Genomic DNA, 17,910 nt, shown 5'->3' on the forward strand with positions numbered 1-17,910 from the left:
ATCCACAACCGACAATCGTATTCCGTCAGCGCTGTTGATCGAAAAATTGCACAATAAAATCCCGAAATGCAAGCGCTGCTTTTGATAAATAATGTTTATCGTGCCACACTAGAAAAAAGGAGCTTTGGCAGGCAGGGCTATCGATTCCAAGAAGCAGCAGTTCAGCTAATGGCGAGTCATCGCTCTTGTTACATGCGCCTACCAATGAGAGTCCGAGCCCAGCCTTCACCAGACTAATCTTGGCCGCCGGGTCGCTTACCTCACAAACATAATTGGGCTTCATGCCGGCTCTGCGGAACAGCTCGTCATCTCTCACCCGATAGATGTGGTCCTTAGTATACCCAATAAGGGGCTCCCCGGCCACTTCACTAAGATCAATGCGGACTCGCCGTGCCAAGCGGTGTCCTGGGGGAACGGCGATAAACACATCTTCCTTCATCACAGCCTGATCACGCAATCCCGGTCGGGAGAGAGGAAGTGCCGTAAAACCGAAATCGATCCTTCCGGCCTCGAGCAGCTCCTCCATTTCCTCGGCAGTAGCCTGTGTCAGATGAAACTTCACGCCGGGATGCAAGGAAAGAAATGCTCCAAGAGGACCGGTCAGACGATTGACTGTAGGAGTAGCCAAGTAAATGCTTCCCTGCTCAAGGCCAGCCATATCGGCAATTTGCCGTTTCCCTTCCTCCAAAGCGCTTAGTGCGGTCTCCGTTTTCTCCAAAAATATTTTTCCGTATGTATTCAGCCTAATCTGCCGTCCATGACGGTCAAAAAGAGGGACTCCGACAGCTTCCTCCAATCGAGCAATTGTTTTGCTTAGTGCAGGCTGTGCAATATGAAGCTCCTCCGCCGCCCGGGTCATATGTTCAAGACGAGCCACGGTACGAAAATACTGTAATTGAAGCAGTTCCACGACTAAACACCCCTTTATATACTTCAAGGAATAAAGAGCATAATTCAAGATGTATTTTTAATTATAACAAACATCTCCTACAATAATAACCGTACTTGCTGTTATGAATGCAACCATGTGCAATGTTGTCCTAGGGGAGATTCGTTCGGCTCTTATTGTTGTACGTTACTGGACTCATTATGGATAAACGGGGAAAGGACGATCGATTCATGAACATGAGAGCAGCAGGGTTTAACAGGTTTGGGGGACCGGAGGTTCTTGAAGTGATGTTGTTTGAAAAACCGGAACCCGGTGTCGGCGAGGTGCGAGTTCGTGTAATTACAGCCGGTGTACAGCCTGCGGATTGTGCAGTTCGGAGGGGGTGGACACCGCCGGGAGCGGAGTTACGATTACCCGCCATTCCGGGCAATGAATTTGCCGGTATTGTGGATCGGATCGGGGCGGGTGTAACCCATTTTCGAGCCGGCGATGAGGTGATCGGGTTTCGTCTGTTGAATGCTTATGCGGAATATGTAACGGTATCGGAGCTTCAGCTTGTTGGTAAGCCAAAAGGTATGCCATGGGAGGAGGCCGGCGGATTCTCCGCATCGGGACAGACGGCGCATACGGCGTTAGAGGAGCTCCGCATCGCTCCGGGTGAAACCTTGCTTATTAACGGAGCGGCCGGAGCGGTCGGCACTGCAGCGGTGCAAATCGCCCAAGCTCAAGGTGTTAAAGTCATCGGTACGGCAAGCCCTGGTAACCATGCGTATCTAACAAGTCTAGGAGCTATCCCTGTTCCATATGGGGAAGGGATGGCGGATCATATCCGGGCACTTTTCCCTGAGGGAGTTGACGCTATGCTGGATGCTGCTGGCGGGGACGGACTGGTGATTGGCACAGGACTTGTCCATAATCGTAATCGGGTTGGAACGATTGTAGCTTTCGACGAAGCGGAGGTGCTGGGCATTATCGGTATACGAAGCAAACGGTCGGCAGAGAGACTGGCTGCTTTGGTGAAGCTGTATGAGGCTCATAAGCTTCGAATTCATGTCCGAAGCGTGTACCCGCTGGATCGGGCTGCAGACGCTCACCGCGAGGTGGAGCTGGGTCATGGGCGCGGCAAGGTAGTGATCAGGATAGGGGACGTCGACGAATGGCTTCTTCGTAAGAACACTGCCGCTGCCGATACACCGACGCCCTCGCGATGATCGTTCCCTGTGAATCCCGCATCGGTGTAGGAAAATTTTTACTGAATATTAGAAATGTATTCAGACAGCAAAGAAACCGGCTGCCCAAGGAATGCTTGGTGCAGCCGGTTTTGCTGATTATTTGTTATGGCCGTGCCTTGTCGCGACAACCTCCCAGATGAGTGGATCGGCGTGATTACCGGCTAGATCCTGGGCCTCCAGTACGATTCTGTTGCGCCCTTGATGGAGCGATATGACGAACGAATAGGTCAAGTCAGGAAGAACGATGACCGGAATGCCGTCCACAGTGAGTCTTCCGGGCTCACTGAGCTGGCCGACAAGGGTATAGCTTCCTTCCGGCACTTGATCATCCATCCCATTATTGTTCACGCGGGGATTACGGATCGAGATGGTGGGTGCCGTAGTATCGCGCGTCATCGTGAGACTTGCAGGTGCAGCCTGATTGCCTAAGGCATCGACGGCCTCCACTGCAATCACATTCAAGCCTTCGTTCAGCTGAACGGTGTGTGTGAAACGAAGCGCTGGATCTACCGCAACCTCCGTTCCATTGACCGTAACCTGAGCCATCCGGTTCACACTCCCGCTGAGCGTGAAGTATGTTGCTTGGGTTACGGTGGCGCTAGGCGTATCCAGTTGGATTACTAACGGGCTTACTGTCTGTACGGTGGCCGGGGTTGAATAGGTGCCTTCAATGGAGTTATTCACAGCGGCAACAGCATATCGATACGTTCGATCGTAAGCCAAGGTATTGTCCGTGTAGCTGAATTCGTTTTGTGCAGAAGCCAATAGTGTAAAGCGGCCGTTCTCGCCTTCGCTGCGATAAATATGGTAAGAGGTCGCTCCCGCTAGCGGCTCCCATTCGATTCGGGCTGAGTTGCCGTATACTGCGGCGGTAACCCCTGAAGGAGCACCGATGGCCGGTACACCTACCCGAACATCATCAATATATTCATTGACCTTGTGTGTAGCGGATGACAGGAAATCTACCGCACTCAGACTGGCGGCATTCGGCCAGCCTTTGTTCTTATGGAACGGAATTATTCCTGACGATACGCCATTGATAAATACTTCGGCTGACTGGGTTTGCACATTAGCGATAACTTTGATTTTGTACCATGTATTCGGCTTGAATTCGTTATTCGTCGGAAGCGGCGCCGCCTTCCCGTTGCTATCGTCCGATTTTCTATAATAGAAGCAGTAGGAGGTAGGACAGCCTGCGCCGTACCCGGAGAACAGCTCGACATAATGCTTGCCGAACGGCACATCCAAGAGTCTGAGGACGCGAGGGTAATCCGCACCTTCGGTTTGCATAATGCTGGCTTCCGCTATGATCACACCGGTTTGGGCAGGAAAGCTCTTGGATGCGCGAGTTTGGCTCGTGCTGTTATCGTATAAATTCAACAGCTGCTTGGAGTTGTTGCCGGCAGGCGCCGCGGGAACGGCATCCACCTTGACATGATTCAGCTCGGTACCCGGTGTAGGTCTGAAATCATAACCTTCCGGTATGGTTCCGATGGCTGTATCTTCAAAGTCATTATTAATTAAATAAACGGCGGCAGGCATCCCAAGCAGTGCTCCGTTCCGTTCCTCCGAGCTTTCCAGGCTCGGCCCGTTAGCATTGAGTGCTTGGATGACATAGAAGTAGTTGACGCCCGCTTCCACCTCCGCATCCGCATATTCCGTCGCCGATACGGTTGCTACCGTCTTGTAAGGCCCGCCGGGGGTTAAGCCTCGTTTCACTTGATAAGCAGTTGCTCTTTCTGAAGCGGACCAGGTTAGTAGTAAATCATTCGGGCCTCGGGATAATGAAACGTTCGTTACCTTATATGGAAGCGGAGGGAACTTGTTGAACTGAATTTGCGAAAAGAGCGATTTATTATAGTTCTCAATCAGGTTGTTTTCTTTGGCGGCATCCGCCATCAACCCGATGTAAACCTCGTTAGCCTCCAGCTTCATAGAGGAAATAGGAGTCCAGGAGATTCCCTGCTGGGAAATGTAGCCTGTAACCGTATCACCGAACTTCACTATCCTCATATAGAAGGGAGGATTAATGGAAGGCAGCGGCGGCGTCTCGGCAATCGCTCCGCCTTCGGTGTCTCTGCTGTAAAATTCCGCTACGTGACCGTCGCCCCTTACGGCAAGCCCCATGAGCCCGAAGCGGGATCCGGGAGACAGGGATTCCCTGATCATCACACCTGCTTTGGCAAGCGGAGTCGTGTGTGTAATTTTATCAATACGAGCAATGAGTTCACCGTCACCCGTCAGCTTCTGATAGGCATAGTGGAACGACTCGACGGGACCGCTGATGTTGCCTGCACTTTTTACGGTTAGAACACCGTCTTGGAGATTCGCGTGCCCTGGTAGTCCGGGGGAGCCGATATCGACGGAGCTCCAGGGAGAAATATCGCCGGAAGCGTTAATATGGACCGGAACGGCTGACGAATCGGTGGCAGTTCCGCTGTTATCGATGGCCTTGGCCACGAGATAATACGTTCCTTCCGGTACATCCGTCCAAGTGAACTGATACGGCGCGGTGTCGTCTTCACCCATCAGTACGTCATTACGGTAAAATTTTACTTTGCTGATGCTGCCGTCCGGGTCGAACGCATTCGCCTCCACGGCCAAGGTGCTTCCTTGAGCGGATATGCTATTTATAGTCGGCGTGGTAATTCGAACGACCGGATTTTGCGAGCCGATGCTGACGATGGAATTCAAGTATTCCTCCAGATTCGTATAGCCGTCCCCATCCGCATCGGCGTTCCGGTCCGCCGCTTCATTCGGATCCAAGCCCTGAGAGATCTCCCAGGCATCAGGCATGCCGTCGTGATCCGTGTCCGCCGGTGCAGGAGAACTCAGTAATTCCGGCCAGCCACCAACCTCTACAGGACTGTTAATCTGACGTCCCGTTCGATTCTTAATGTCATTAATGATTCGCGCATCCGCGGAATCTCTCTTCGGCAGAATCGCTCCGGCCTGGTCTAGAACAAGCTCATAGGCTTCCTGAGCCGTATGGGTAGTGACGGTATGGAAGGGAACAGGCTCCGAGAGTTTAACATTCCCCGGCTCAAAATCGAATACGCCCGCCCAATTATCCGCCGTAACCCGGGGAGAGCCTTCAATATAGTTACCCTCTATGTACCATCGGCCAACGCCGCCGATATCATCTAGGACAAGCTCCCTTGCATCTAGCACGGTATCCGGGCCGTATTTATTATAATTGTTCACCATGTTGACGTAAGCGCCGTTCCCGCCGTAAGCGGTTTTATAATTCCAGTTGTAAACGATATTGTTTCGGTAGTCCATATTCCGTTTATCTTCTTCCGTTCTTCCTTTAAAGCGGGGGTTTCGGCTGCTGTTGTGAACCAGAATGTTGTGATGATAGGAGTTGTTACCGGCGCCCCAAAGCCCGCCAAAGCCGTGCCTTCCTTTCTCATGCTTCGACATGTGGAGCGCCTCGCCGACGATGGACCATTGAACCGTTAGATTATCGCTTTCTTGCGGGGAAAGCACCTCATCGATTGCCCATGTGATGGAGCAATGGTCGATCATAATATTTTTGCGTTTGTCGATCGTCATCGCATCACCCGCCGAAGGGGTTCGGTCCCCCATCCGGAAACGCATATAACGAATGATAACATTGTCGGCTTTAATATACGTCGAGTGATTGTTCACGCTGATGCCGTCTCCCGGGGCCGTTTGCCCTGCGATCGTAATGTTCGAGCCGGTAATGTTCAGCGGCGAAGCCAGATCGATGTTACCGGAAACACGGAACACAACGGTCCGGTTTCCTTTACTGACCGCATCCCGTAAAGAGCCGGGTCCGGAATCGTTGAGGTTGGTCACCTCATAGACCTCGCCTCCACGACCTCCCGTTGTATACATACCGCCTCCTTCCGCACCGGGGAAAGCGGGCAGAGCGGAGAGGGGGGCTGTATCGGATGCAAAAACGGGTACCGCACCGACAAGTAAGGCTACGGATAATAAGGATGAACAAGCAAGCTTCTTTACCTTCACATGATGCCTCCTTCGCAATTAATTTAATGGAATAATTTACCTTCAATTGAAAATTATACAGTAAATCGCTAGTGCTCATTATAGGTGTAACATTTTATTTTATAGGGCTACTATGCAGAAACTGGTGTATAATGGGTCGTAACTGCATGCCCCCGGCGCTTTAAGGACATGATCAAGATGAGGTGATGGTGTTGGTGTTGCCGGTCTCAAAACAAATGCAAAAGACAGTCCGTCAATTGATCAAATTTCATACCGTCGGATGCCTCAATACGTTACTGGACATTGGTCTCTATTTGATATTAACGAAGCTCGGCGTAGCTTATATGATTGCACAATGTATTTCTTATGCCGGCGGGACCTTGAACAGTTATGCGATGAATAAACGATGGACCTTTCGAACCCAAGCGAACCCGGCACAATATGCCTGCGGGGCCTTATTTCGATTTCTTACACTGAATGCCGTTTCGCTTGGAATCTCTTCCTTGGTGCTAACCCAATGCTTGTATAGCCTGGGTTGGTCTAACGTGACAAGCAAGCTTGCGGCCACTTGTGCCGGGATGCTCCTTCAATTTATCGGCAATAAATACTGGGTGTTTCGTGAACGGAAGCCTGTATTCCAAGATTCCATAAATTCCTAATCTAATGATTATCTTACATTTTTGATTATCGTTTATTTGCTCTCGCAGCCCTATGGGGGCAAGGGATCACGCTGCTTACCCGATCGTTACCGCAGCGAAATTTTCTTATCAAATGATTATGCTCCATGCGAATGCTGCCCCCTCCTACATCCCCTTATCCAGAAACCGATGAAAACCAAGGAAGTTAAATAATGTGTATTGTGAGTAATGATAAGCAAACCTATAATTCGTTATGAAAGGGGATTCATTCCATAATTAACCAACTATAGAAAAGTGCAGAGGAGGGAGATTATTTCCATAATCGGTTTTGTCGGCCTGCTCTACATTGCTTTATATCATGTATTGACTCGCAGAATATCCTATAGCCCAGTGCAAGGGCAAGATGAGCATTCCATGAAAGCACTCTATCTGTATTTGAGTATCGGAATTCTTCTACGCCTTGTTATTGCCGGATTGATCACGGGCTACGAGGCGGATATACAAACCTTTACCGCCTGGGCCCATACCGCCTCAACCCAAGGGTTATCCGCCTTTTATTCTCAGGGAATCTTTGCCGATTATCCTCCGGGTTACATTTATGTACTCTATATTCTAGGTACAATCCGCCGATTATTCAATATTCCGTTCGAGTCAGCCTCCATGGTGATGCTGCTGAAGCTTCCGGCTATTATGGCGGATATCGTATCGTCCTACCTGTTATTTCGGTTAGCAAGAAGGCGGTTTGGCGAAACGGCCTCCGCCGGCATTGCTCTGCTGTACTTATTTAATCCGGCGGTCCTGGCCAACTCCTCTGCTTGGGGGCAAGTAGACTCCGTATTTATGCTAGGGGTTCTTATTCTTATTCAATTTTTAGTACAAAAGCGGCTGTCTGCAGCATTTGTTGCCTATGCAATCATACTGGCGGTCAAACCGCAAGCATTGCTGCTCGGACCCTTACTGTTCATGTATTTGGTACGAAGACGAAGCTTCCAGGGTCTTGCTGCGGCGTTCCTAAAGGGAATCGGGACGTTTGCTCTCATATTCTTGCCGTTCATCATGCAGAAGGGACTTCACTGGATTGTTCAGCTGTATGCGGGTACGCTGTCTTCTTACCCTTACGCAAGCTTGAATGCGTACAATATATGGGCGTTAACCGGCAATAATTTCGCTCCTCTCGATCAGACTTTTCTTTTCGTTTCCTTCCAAGCCTGGGCAATTCTGTTCACTTGTGCTGTCATCGGCTATGCTGCATTTCTGTATGAGAAGGGAGCAAACCGTTCTTTCAAGCTGCCCTTGCTGGGAACGCTGATTCTTACCGGTGTTTTCCTGTTCATGACGAAGATGCATGAACGGTATCTGTACTATGCTTTGCTTCCTTGTCTGTTGAGCTTTATCTATAGCAGGGATCGGCGTTTGTTGTACATTTTCATCGGACTCAGTCTAACGCAGCTGATGAATGTAGCTCAAGTTCTCCTTGAAAGCTACCGGAGGGTGTACTTTATCCCTTCATGGGATCCGCTCCTGATCATAATATCGCTAGCCAACATTGGATTGTTCGCATACCTGTGTTATGTGTCTTGGACCATGCTCCTTCGCGACGATACTAGGCTATTGGAATCCGGAAGGAACAAACCGAGTGTTCCACCATCTGGAAAGAACTCCCCCGGAAGCCCATTAGCGATCCGCATAGTACCCAAGGAATTCAAGCTGCAATGGAGTAGAAAGGATACGTTCCTTCTAGCCCTTTTGGTCTGCGCTTATTCCGTCCTTTCTCTGGTCCAGCTGGGCTCCACGAAGCTTCCGGAGACGTACTGGAAGCCTGCATCGGCAGGTGAGGAGGTTACAATTGATTTGGGCAGCCCCCTCACGATCGACCGGTTGACGCTTTTGCCCGGCATAGGGGAAGGCTCCTTTACCTTGGCCTTTTCTGCGAATGGGCGGAATTGGACGGGGAGCATGTCCCGGGAGCTGACTGTTCCGAACGTTTTCACTTGGCAGATCATGGCCCCAAGCCAGGATGCCCGATATGTCAAGATCAGAGTAGATCGACCGGGCTTCACGCTCTATGAGCTTGCTTTTTATGAACCGGGGCGGAAGACTCCTATACTTGTTGTTGGTGTAGATGAGAGAATAAATACGCTATTCGATGAGCAAGAAAAAGCAGCATATCAGGCATCATTTATGAACGGTATGTATTTTGATGAGATTTATCATGCCAGAACGGCCTATGAGCACACGGTAGGTATGGAGCCTTATGAATCCACGCATCCCCCCTTGGGCAAGCTGCTGATTGCTGCGGGAACGTTACTCTTCGGCATGAATCCCTTCGGCTGGAGGATCGCAGGGGCGGTTTTTGGCATCTCTATGCTGCCGGTCATGTATTTGTTTGGCATGCGAATGTTCGGACAGACGCGGTATGCCTTCGCTGCAACGCTGCTGCTGGGCTTTGACTGTCTTCATTTCGTGCAGTCGCGAATTGCGACGATTGATGTATTCGCAGGCTTCTTCATTCTGCTGATGTTTTATTTCATGTATCGTTATTGTACAACCAGCTTCTATGAAGTTTCGTTACTGAAATCGTTTATTCCCTTGGCTTGGTCGGCATGTTCTTCGCTTTGGGCGTCGCTACCAAATGGATCTCGCTTTATGCCGGCAGCGGGCTTGCAATCCTGTTCTTTCTCTCGCTCCTCCTGCGATACCAGGAATATCGTGAGGCTCGGCGTCAGCTTGAGAGGCGGAACGCCAAGCCCGCGAAGAGAAGGCATGAACCAGTGGAATCGATTCGGCACAAGGTTCAGGTGTTTCCCGCGTATGCCTGTTTCACCATTCTATGGTGTGCAGGCTGGTTCGTACTGGTCCCGGCGATCGTATATGCTGCATCGTATATCCCTTGGTTTCAAGCAGCCAGAACGGGTCGCACCTTATCGGATTTGCTTACTTATCAGAAGCATATGCTCAGCTATCATGCCGGACTACAGGCAACCCATCCCTTCAGCTCGTCTTGGTGGCAGTGGCCTCTGATGAGCAAACCGGTTTGGTACTATGGGGGGACCGAGCTGCCCGGTAACCGCGTTTCCAGTATTGTTGCCATTGGAAATCCCCTCGTGTGGTGGGTGGGACTCCTATCCATGATTACAGTAGCGGCTGCTGCGTGGACCCGTCGTCAATGGATCCCTCTATTTCTGCTCATTGCTTTCTTGTCTCAATATGTCCCTTGGATGTTTGTCGCCCGTATTACCTTCCTTTATCATTATTTGGCCATGGTTCCCTTTATCATTTTAGCCATTACGTATGTCAGCCAAAGACTGATTGAAGCGATTCCAGCTGCGCAGAAATATTTTTATGCTTATTTGACCGCTGTGGCCGCCGTGTTTCTTCTTTTTTATCCGGTACTTACAGGGCTTACCGTTCCAAGAGCGTACGCCGTTCACCTGTTACAGTGGTCTAAGCATTGGATTTTTTTCTGAACTTTCATACTTAAGCGGAGAGGATGAAGACGATGACCGGTGATATTCGTTATTCCGTGATCGTGCCTTTGTTTAACGAGGAAGAGGTACTCCATGAAACGTATTGCCGATTAACAAGGGTGATGGAAACACTCGAGGAGTCCTATGAGATCCTCTTCATCGATGATGGCAGCAGGGATGGAACCAACCGGATAGCTAGTGAGCTTTGTCGGAGCGACCCGCACCTGCGACTCCTAACATTCTCCCGAAACTTCGGACATCAGATTGCTATCACCGCAGGGGTGGATTATGCCCAAGGACAGGCGATTCTCATTATTGACGCCGACCTGCAGGACCCCCCTGAGGTAATGCTTGAGATGATCGCGTTATGGAAGCAGGGATACGATGTTGTATACGGTCAGCGAATCCGCAGAAAGGGAGAGACGCTGTTTAAAAAGTGGACGGCTCGCATGTTCTATCGGTTTCTCCGATCCCTCACAAGCTTCGAAATCCCGGTAGATACCGGAGATTTCCGTCTTATGGACCGTAAAGTTTGCGATACGCTTCGAGGCATGAGGGAGAAGAACCGGTACGTTCGGGGCCTGGTGAGCTGGATCGGCTTCCGTCAGACTGCAGTACCTTACGTGCGCGAGGAGCGCTGGGCAGGGGTAACGAAGTACCCTCTTAAGAAGATGCTGCGCTTTGCCTCTGACGCGATAGCCTCCTTTTCCTATAAGCCTTTAAAGCTGGCGTCTTACTTAGGTTTTTTATTATCGTGCATCAGCTTCCTGTACTTCATGATTGTCCTCTGGCAAAAGCTGTTTACGGATTCCACGGTGACCGGTTGGGCGTCGATTGTGGCTTTGAATTTGTTCTTTAACGGAGTAATGCTTATGATTCTTGGCATTATCGGGGAGTATATCGGACGAATTTATGACGAATCGAAGGGGAGACCCTTGTACATTATTCAGGAAAAAATGGGCTATGACGAAGCCGCTTTGTCCGATCGGAGCCGGTGGAAGGAGAAGGTCGTTCATCTGTAAGGTATATCCTTTGGAGGAGGTGGTTGCATTACTCGATGAATATATGAGCTACAAGGAAGGCGAAAGGAAACCCATTCGTAAGGAGGAATTCAAGTGAAAAGAAACAAACATGTTCGTAAACAAACGTCTCTCTTGATGGCATTGACGTTGAGTGCTTCCTTGTTCGGAAGCATGCTGCCTGTTCACGCCGCCACTTTGTTCAGCGACGATTTCAATGATGGCAATGCTGCGGGCTGGACTACCACAAACGGTTCCTGGTCGGTGGTTCAGGACAATGGGAATTATGTCTACTCCCAATCCAGTACCAGCTCGGAAGGGCGTGCCACCTCCGGATCACAGGCTTGGACGAACTTCAGTGTTTCTGCTGATGTAAAGGTTAGCAATTTCAACGGAAATCGGGTGATTGTCGCCGGGCGTTACAAGGACGGCAATAATTACTATGGTGCGACTCTGAGCGAGTCAGGTTTGGAGCTCCGGAAGAAGGTAAGCGGAACGACGACCGTTCTAACCGCCAAGTCCAAAGCGATCTCGGCGAATACGAACTACCAGGTAAAGCTGGAGATGTCAGGTACGACCATCAACATGTACGTCAACGGAGTGTTGGAGTTAACAGCGACAGACAGCACGATCACGAGCGGTGCCATCGGTTTAATCGGATGGAAATCCATAGCTCAGTTTGACAACGTCAAGGTGGATGATTTCTCAGGTACTACACCTACACCTACACCTACACCTACACCTACACCTACTCCAACGCCTACACCTACACCTACACCTACACCGAACCCCTCATCGGTTATTTATGTCGCTCCGAACGGAACCGATGCGAACGATGGAAGCATCGGTTCTCCGACGACCCTTACCAAAGCGATTACCAGCATCGCTCCGGGCGGCACGATTTATATGAGGGGGGGCACTTATTCTTACTCATCACAAATCACGATTGCTCGTGGCAATGACGGTACCGCCAGCGCGAAAAAATCCATCGTAGCTTACGGCAGTGAAAAGCCGGTGCTTGATTTCTCTTCGCAGTCCTACAACGCTTCGAACGTCGGACTCAACGAGCGAGGGCTTCAAGTGAATGGTCATTACTGGATAGTCAAGGGGCTTGAAATCAAAGGCTCGGCGGATAACGGCATCTTCGTGAGCGGAAACTATAACCGGTTGGAGAATCTGGACGTGCATCATAACCGGGATTCGGGCGTGCAACTCAGCCGGTATGCATCGACAGCCGCCAAGAGCGAATGGCCCAGCTATAATGAGATCATCAATGTATATTCCCATGATAACTTCGACCCGGATAACGGTGAGGATGCCGATGGTTTCGCTGCCAAGCTGACGATCGGACCCGGCAACGTATTTGACGGATGTATCGCAGCATACAACGTGGATGACGGCTGGGATTTGTATACGAAAACGGACACCGGCGCGATCGGTGAGGTTACGATCAGAAACAGTGTCGCTTACCGCAACGGTCAAACCTCGGACGGCAGCTCGACAACAAACAGCGACGGAAACGGTTATAAGCTGGGCGGCGAACAAATTGCAGTAAACCATAAGGTCATCAATTCCGTAGCCTTCGAGAACAAGAAGCATGGTTTTACCTATAACAGCAATCCCGGATCGATTACATTAACCAATAATACTTCCTATAATAACGGGCTGAAATCGGGCAGCAACTTCGCCTTCGATATTGGAACCCATGTATTCACCAACAACCTGGCCTATAAAGCAACGGCGAGCGACAAAACAAGCGGCACCGATGTACAAAGCACCAATGTATGGTGGAAGAACAACGTGAGTACGAACGGCAAAGGTCTCGTTGCCGGCAATACAGACTTTATCAGCCTAACGCCCGCTGTCACGCGCAATGCGGACGGTTCCCCGAATCTCGGCAGCTTCCTCAAGCTTGCGGACGGAAGCGATTTGAAGGGTGCGGGCTTGAACGGCACCGATATCGGCTATATTCGAAATTAACGATCAGGAGGAACCATTCATGAATATAAGTTGGAAAAAAGGAATCGCTGTCCTTACCTCGCTTGTATTGACCGCTTCCTTACTGACCGCGGTGATACCGTCAAACACGGTTCAAGCGGCAACCTTGTTCAGCGATGATTTTAATGATGGAGATGCAAATGGGTGGGCTACAACAAACGGATCATGGTCCGTTATTCAGGATAATGGCAACTACGTTTATACTCAGTCGGATACCGGATCGGAAGGGCGTGCCACGGCGGGAACGCAATCATGGACGAATTACAGCGTAACGGCCGACGTGAAAGTGATGAATTTTAATGCGAACCGAATAATTGTCGCAGGACGCTACAAGGACGGTAATAATTACTACGGCGCAACATTAAGCGCGTCGGGGCTGGAGCTTCGCAAAAAGGTAAGTGGAACAACAACGGTTCTAGTCAGCAAGTCGAAGACGATCTCAACCGACACGACCTATCAAGTCAAGCTGGAGATGTCCGGAACAACTATCAACATGTATGTCAACGGAGTGCTTGAGCTGACGGCGACGGACAGCTCCCTAAGCAGCGGTGCGATTGGACTTATCGGCTGGAAAGCCGTCGTGCGGTTTGATAACGTTCAGGCAGCTGATTTTACAGGCACGACGCCAACGCCTACACCAACTCCGACACCGACACCTACTCCGACACCAACACCAACGCCTACTCCGACGCCACCACCGGCAGGTACTTTAGCGCAATATAACTTGACCGGCTTCTCTGCAGGAAATACGGGCGGGGGGAATGTCTCTGAAACGAATACGGCACTTTACCGAAAGGTGTATAATGCCACCGATCTTGCCCTTGCTTTGAAGAGAAACTCCGGGGTGAAAGTCATTGAGATCATGAACGACCTTAACCTCGGCTGGAATGAGGTTCCCGCTGAAGCAAAGGTAATGCCATTCTCGCAGCATTCCACCGCATTAACGCATCCCAAATTGATTCAAACCGGCGTGAGCAAAATTTACATTGATTCCTTTAACGGGCTGACGATTTTCTCGGCCAATGGAGCGAAGATTAAGCATGCTGCTTTTACGATCAAATATAGCTCCAACATTATCATTCGCAATTTGGAGTTTGACGAATTGTGGGAATGGGATGAGAGTACGAAAGGGGACTATGACAGAAACGATTGGGACTACATCACGGTAGAGGGCAGCACCAGCAAGGTATGGATTGACCACTGCACGTTCAACAAGGCCTATGACGGCCTGGTCGATGTGAAAAAGGGAAGCAACGGGGTTACCATTTCCTGGTCCACCTTCAAAGGTGACGACCTTAGTCCGACCAGCTTCGGAACCCAGCAATTTAATGCACTTGAGGCGAATCGCGCTTCGTATCCGATGTATAATTATTTGCGGACGCTCCTGAGCAAAGAGGATATTATGAAGATCGCTGCCGGACAAAAGAAGGGACATTTGGTTGGGTCGACCGAGTTTGCATCCGATAATGCCGCATTGCAGGTAACGCTGCATCACAACTATTACAAGGATATCCAGGATCGGATGCCGCGTTTACGGGGTGGCAATGCTCATGCTTACAACATTGTTATGGATGCCTACGATGCCCATGAAGCCAGTAAGCTCCTGACGACCGAAATGAAAACGGCCATCACTGCGAAGGGCTTTAAATTTGGCGTAACGAGCAACGGTGCTATTTCCACTGAAGATGGGGCTGTGCTACTGGAAAATTCCCACATTATCGGTGTAATGTCGCCGGTACGAAACAATCAGGCTGATCCTTCAGACCCTAGCTATACCGGTAAAATCCGTGCTTTAGATACGATTTATTCCTTAGACGGTACAAACTTCAGGGGCAGCAGCGATTCAGCAGGCAGCCCGCTTGCACCTGTACCGGCTCCGGTCAAAGTCTTCTCATGGAATGGCTTCAGTACCTTGCCGTACAGCTATTCACTGGATGACCCGTCCACGTTAAAGAGCCGATTGACAGCAGCTGACGGCTCCGGTGCAGGGAAGCTGAACTGGTCCAAAGTAAACTGGCTGAAAACCAGCTATTAACGGATGAAATATCGCGCCGAAGAGCGGGAGCTCAACGGCGCGATATTTTTTTCACGGGTGCATATCTATGCAATTAATCGTATTTATATAAAGAAAAACAACTCATTCCGGTTGTTCCTTCCCCTGTGCAAGAAGCTGGTCCGCCGCTTGCTGATGACGAAATTGCCCTGGTGTTAGCCCGCTGCGGGATTTAAATAATTTGCTGAAGTAGCTGACATTGGCGTAACCGATCTCACGGCATATCTCCTCCATGGAGAGGTGGGGCAGCTTCAATAACTCCATGGCCCGCTTAATCCGGAGCTGGATCAAATAGTCGTTCACGGTCATCCCAGTAGCATCCTTGAAAATTCGACTTAAATAGGACGAGCTGCGCTGCACGTATTCGGCGATCGTATCTACCGATATATTCTTGTTGAAATTCTCATTCATATAATCCGTCGCAAGCTGCAGAGTAACATCCGTCATCTTGGAACGCTTCTCCCGATGATAAGCGATGATCCGGCTGCACATGTCTAACAGGCACACTTCCATGTCCTGTAATGTTTCCGCACGAGCCAGAGCGTCCGCACAGGACGGCCGCTCGCCGAACGCCGCGGACATATCGCCCCCGGCTTGAACCAATGCCTTCACGATTTCCCCGCTCAATTGAAAATATAACTGCTGAATGTTCGCTTTACTCAGTTTCTTTTCAATCACGGTACGGGTGACTTGCCGGATAGCGGCGGTGCACACCTCCATGTCCGTTTGGAGCAGAGCCTGCAGCAGCTTCGTTTCCAGCCCATACGGGTAATAATAAGCTTCTTCCTCCGCCTTCCCAATGTCCAGAATAGAGTAAGGAAGAATTTCGCCTTTGCCAATGTAGATTTTCAGATTGAGTGCTTCCAGCGTATCCTCATAGGCAGCTCTTACCGATGCCTTTCCCGAATAGACCCGGCTGACGGCAATCGTTACGGACAAACCGTAACGTGCAAGCAACTGCTCCTTCAGCTCTTTAGCCTGCTCTAACGGGTAGTCCTCTTCCTCCGATGGAACAGAGAGGAGAATCACCGTCCGTTTATCATCCTTGGCGAAGATCTCGCCATTAACCCGCGCCTCCAGCTCTTCCATAAGCCCGTAATGGAACAAGTGGAAATGGAATGCACCGTCCGGTCCCTTCAGCGGATAAGGCTCCTCAAGCTCCATGGTCAGTACGGCAAACCGGGTGAAATCCACCCGAAGTCCCAACAGCTCCGCCGCGTGCTCCGAACCGCGATCCGAGCCGCTTTTGCCGCCCCCTTGGATCAAATCGTTTAAATATTTCTCCTTAATAGCTGTACGATTATCGGTTAGCAGGGAGTCGACCTTCCGTTTCTCCCTCATCAGCGTCTCCTTGTTGCGGGTCAGCTGCTCAAAGATATGACGGATGAAGCCGGCCTCATCACCCGCAGGCGGGGTTCCCATAGCGTTATCCCGGTCTGTTGACTCGGAGCCGCTAATATACGAAATCACGCTTTGAAGCGGCCGATACAATCTTCTAGATAAATAAAAGGAGATGGCGAAAGCAGCTGTTATATAAATCACGGCCACGACGAATACGATGTACTTAATCCGGTTCATCCCTTGCAGGAGCACAGAACGCTCGGTAATATCGACAAAGCTCCAGCCGGTCAGCCCCGAGGTCGTATAGGAAACGATCCGGTTGGAATCGTCGATATAGGAGCCGCTCCCGGCGGACAGCCGCCCTAAGTCCAAGCGCTTGAGCAAGGCCTCCCCCGTGGCGCTTTCGGAAAACAGTATCTCCCCGCGCGGCCCCAGTACCAATGTGGTACCTTTCTTATTATGGTAATGGCTTAAAAAGTCGGCGAACAGCAGATCCAGCTTCAAATTGATCACAATGGCACCCTCCACCTGACCGATCAACGGCATTTTCTGGATCAGTCCGGCAGCGGGACGGTCCGGGGCGAAGCCGTTCGGCCTCCCTGTGATCCAAAGCGTGCGGGACTCCGATTCCTGCTTCCATACATCCAGCCAGGAGCTGTCCGCAAAGGTGGAAATAGGGGAGGTCTTTACTTCAGGACGTGAAGTCACGACAAGCCCTAAGGGGGCGTAATACAAATAGATGGAGTCGATGTAAGGACTGATTTTTTTCTGCTCCTCTACAAAGCCTGCTAAATCAATCAGGGAACCGACGCTTAATCTGCCGTCGATCGTGTGGTACAAATAAGATTGAGTCATGATCATACCGATGGCTGCATTTTTAATGGCAGCCAGCTCCTTATGAATGAGCTCCTGTTGCTGTGTCAAGATCGACTCGTTGTACCCGATGGAGTTTTGGATGCTGTTGTCCGCCGAGATGGAATAAGTGACCGTAGCGATGAGGATGACAGTGACGACGGCTATAGCGGTCATGGATAGAAGCAGTTTAACGAACATCGTGTTATTGTTGGTTGATCGGTATCTCCACATGGCAATCACCCCTTATCTCCATGGTAGCGTTTGCATAATTGAAGGACATATAGACACACTGACAGGGAAATTATACCATAGTTACGAAATCTGAATAGAGGATGCCCGGAAAACATACGAAAAACAGAATAACATAAACCGTTTCCTACAGGGGTTATGGCCAAAAACATAAATAGAATCGAAATAAAGGATTGTAAAGCTCAAAACGTAAGACT

At 50.3% G+C, this 17,910-nt stretch carries 10 protein-coding genes and 1 pseudogene; 8 read left to right on the forward strand and 3 right to left on the reverse strand.

The features are described from left to right. Positions 1–25: 25 nt before the first annotated feature. Positions 26–910 (reverse strand): LysR family transcriptional regulator, encoded by an 885-nt coding sequence (locus RAC89_RS25035; protein ID WP_306616464.1) that lies wholly within the window; start codon positions 908–910, stop codon positions 26–28. A gap of 215 nt (positions 911–1,125) precedes the next feature. Here RAC89_RS25035 and RAC89_RS25040 point away from each other — a divergent pair, with 215 nt between their 5' ends. Then, a complete protein-coding gene (locus RAC89_RS25040; RefSeq protein WP_306617777.1) occupies positions 1,126–2,100 on the forward strand; it encodes an NADP-dependent oxidoreductase in 975 nt (324 codons plus the stop codon). 117 nt (positions 2,101–2,217) lie between these two features. Here RAC89_RS25040 and RAC89_RS25045 read toward each other — a convergent pair whose 3' ends face one another. After that, on the reverse strand, positions 2,218–6,114 hold the full coding sequence (locus tag RAC89_RS25045; protein WP_306616465.1) for an Ig-like domain-containing protein: 3,897 nt from the start codon (positions 6,112–6,114) through the stop codon (positions 2,218–2,220). Positions 6,115–6,329: 215 nt separating this feature from the next. Here RAC89_RS25045 and RAC89_RS25050 point away from each other — a divergent pair, with 215 nt between their 5' ends. The 7 genes and pseudogenes from RAC89_RS25050 (at position 6,330) to RAC89_RS25075 (ending at position 15,250) form a co-directional block, all read left to right on the forward strand. Next, on the forward strand, positions 6,330–6,752 hold the full coding sequence (locus RAC89_RS25050; protein ID WP_306616466.1) for a GtrA family protein: 423 nt from the start codon (positions 6,330–6,332) through the stop codon (positions 6,750–6,752). Positions 6,753–7,145: 393 nt separating this feature from the next. Beyond that, a complete protein-coding gene (locus tag RAC89_RS25055) occupies positions 7,146–9,752 on the forward strand; it encodes a glycosyltransferase family 39 protein (protein WP_306616467.1) in 2,607 nt (868 codons plus the stop codon). Next, the gene (locus tag RAC89_RS25060; RefSeq protein ID WP_306616468.1) at positions 9,683–10,198 is read left to right on the forward strand and encodes a dolichyl-phosphate-mannose--protein mannosyltransferase; all 516 of its coding nucleotides are present in this window, start codon (positions 9,683–9,685) and stop codon (positions 10,196–10,198) included. Before RAC89_RS25055 ends, RAC89_RS25060 begins: the two co-directional genes overlap by 70 nt. A 32-nt stretch (positions 10,199–10,230) precedes the next feature. After that, positions 10,231–11,220 (forward strand): glycosyltransferase family 2 protein, encoded by a 990-nt coding sequence (locus RAC89_RS25065; protein ID WP_306617779.1) that lies wholly within the window; start codon positions 10,231–10,233, stop codon positions 11,218–11,220. Between the two features lie 171 nt (positions 11,221–11,391). Beyond that, a pseudogene (locus RAC89_RS31775) lies at positions 11,392–11,904 on the forward strand (3-keto-alpha-glucoside-1,2-lyase-like domain-containing protein); the annotation flags it as partial. Further along, positions 11,887–13,197: a right-handed parallel beta-helix repeat-containing protein gene (locus tag RAC89_RS25070; protein ID WP_373430105.1), complete on the forward strand. Its 1,311-nt coding sequence runs from the start codon at positions 11,887–11,889 to the stop codon at positions 13,195–13,197. The pseudogene RAC89_RS31775 and the gene RAC89_RS25070, both read left to right, overlap by 18 nt. Before the next feature lie 19 nt (positions 13,198–13,216). Further along, entirely contained in the window at positions 13,217–15,250 is a 2,034-nt protein-coding gene (locus RAC89_RS25075; protein ID WP_306616469.1) for a pectate lyase family protein, read from the forward strand. 102 nt (positions 15,251–15,352) lie between these two features. Here RAC89_RS25075 and RAC89_RS25080 read toward each other — a convergent pair whose 3' ends face one another. Further along, positions 15,353–17,695: a helix-turn-helix domain-containing protein gene (locus RAC89_RS25080; protein WP_306616470.1), complete on the reverse strand. Its 2,343-nt coding sequence runs from the start codon at positions 17,693–17,695 to the stop codon at positions 15,353–15,355. Positions 17,696–17,910 lie beyond the last annotated feature (215 nt).

Source organism: Paenibacillus sp. GD4, from assembly GCF_030846225.1.
Classification (GTDB): domain Bacteria; phylum Bacillota; class Bacilli; order Paenibacillales; family NBRC-103111; genus Paenibacillus_G; species Paenibacillus_G silviterrae.

What these genes read in the sequence shown, in the direction of transcription:
- RAC89_RS25060 (WP_306616468.1), top strand. Translation starts at nt 9,683, where the DNA reads ATGCTCAGCTATCATGCCGGACTACAGGCAACCCATCCCTTCAGCTCG.
- RAC89_RS25040 (WP_306617777.1), top strand. Translation starts at nt 1,126, where the DNA reads ATGAGAGCAGCAGGGTTTAACAGGTTTGGGGGACCGGAGGTTCTTGAA.
- RAC89_RS25050 (WP_306616466.1), top strand. Translation starts at nt 6,330, where the DNA reads ATGCAAAAGACAGTCCGTCAATTGATCAAATTTCATACCGTCGGATGC.
- RAC89_RS25080 (WP_306616470.1), bottom strand. Translation starts at nt 17,695, where the DNA reads ATGTGGAGATACCGATCAACCAACAATAACACGATGTTCGTTAAACTG.
- RAC89_RS25055 (WP_306616467.1), top strand. Translation starts at nt 7,146, where the DNA reads ATGAAAGCACTCTATCTGTATTTGAGTATCGGAATTCTTCTACGCCTT.
- RAC89_RS25075 (WP_306616469.1), top strand. Translation starts at nt 13,217, where the DNA reads ATGAATATAAGTTGGAAAAAAGGAATCGCTGTCCTTACCTCGCTTGTA.
- RAC89_RS25065 (WP_306617779.1), top strand. Translation starts at nt 10,231, where the DNA reads ATGACCGGTGATATTCGTTATTCCGTGATCGTGCCTTTGTTTAACGAG.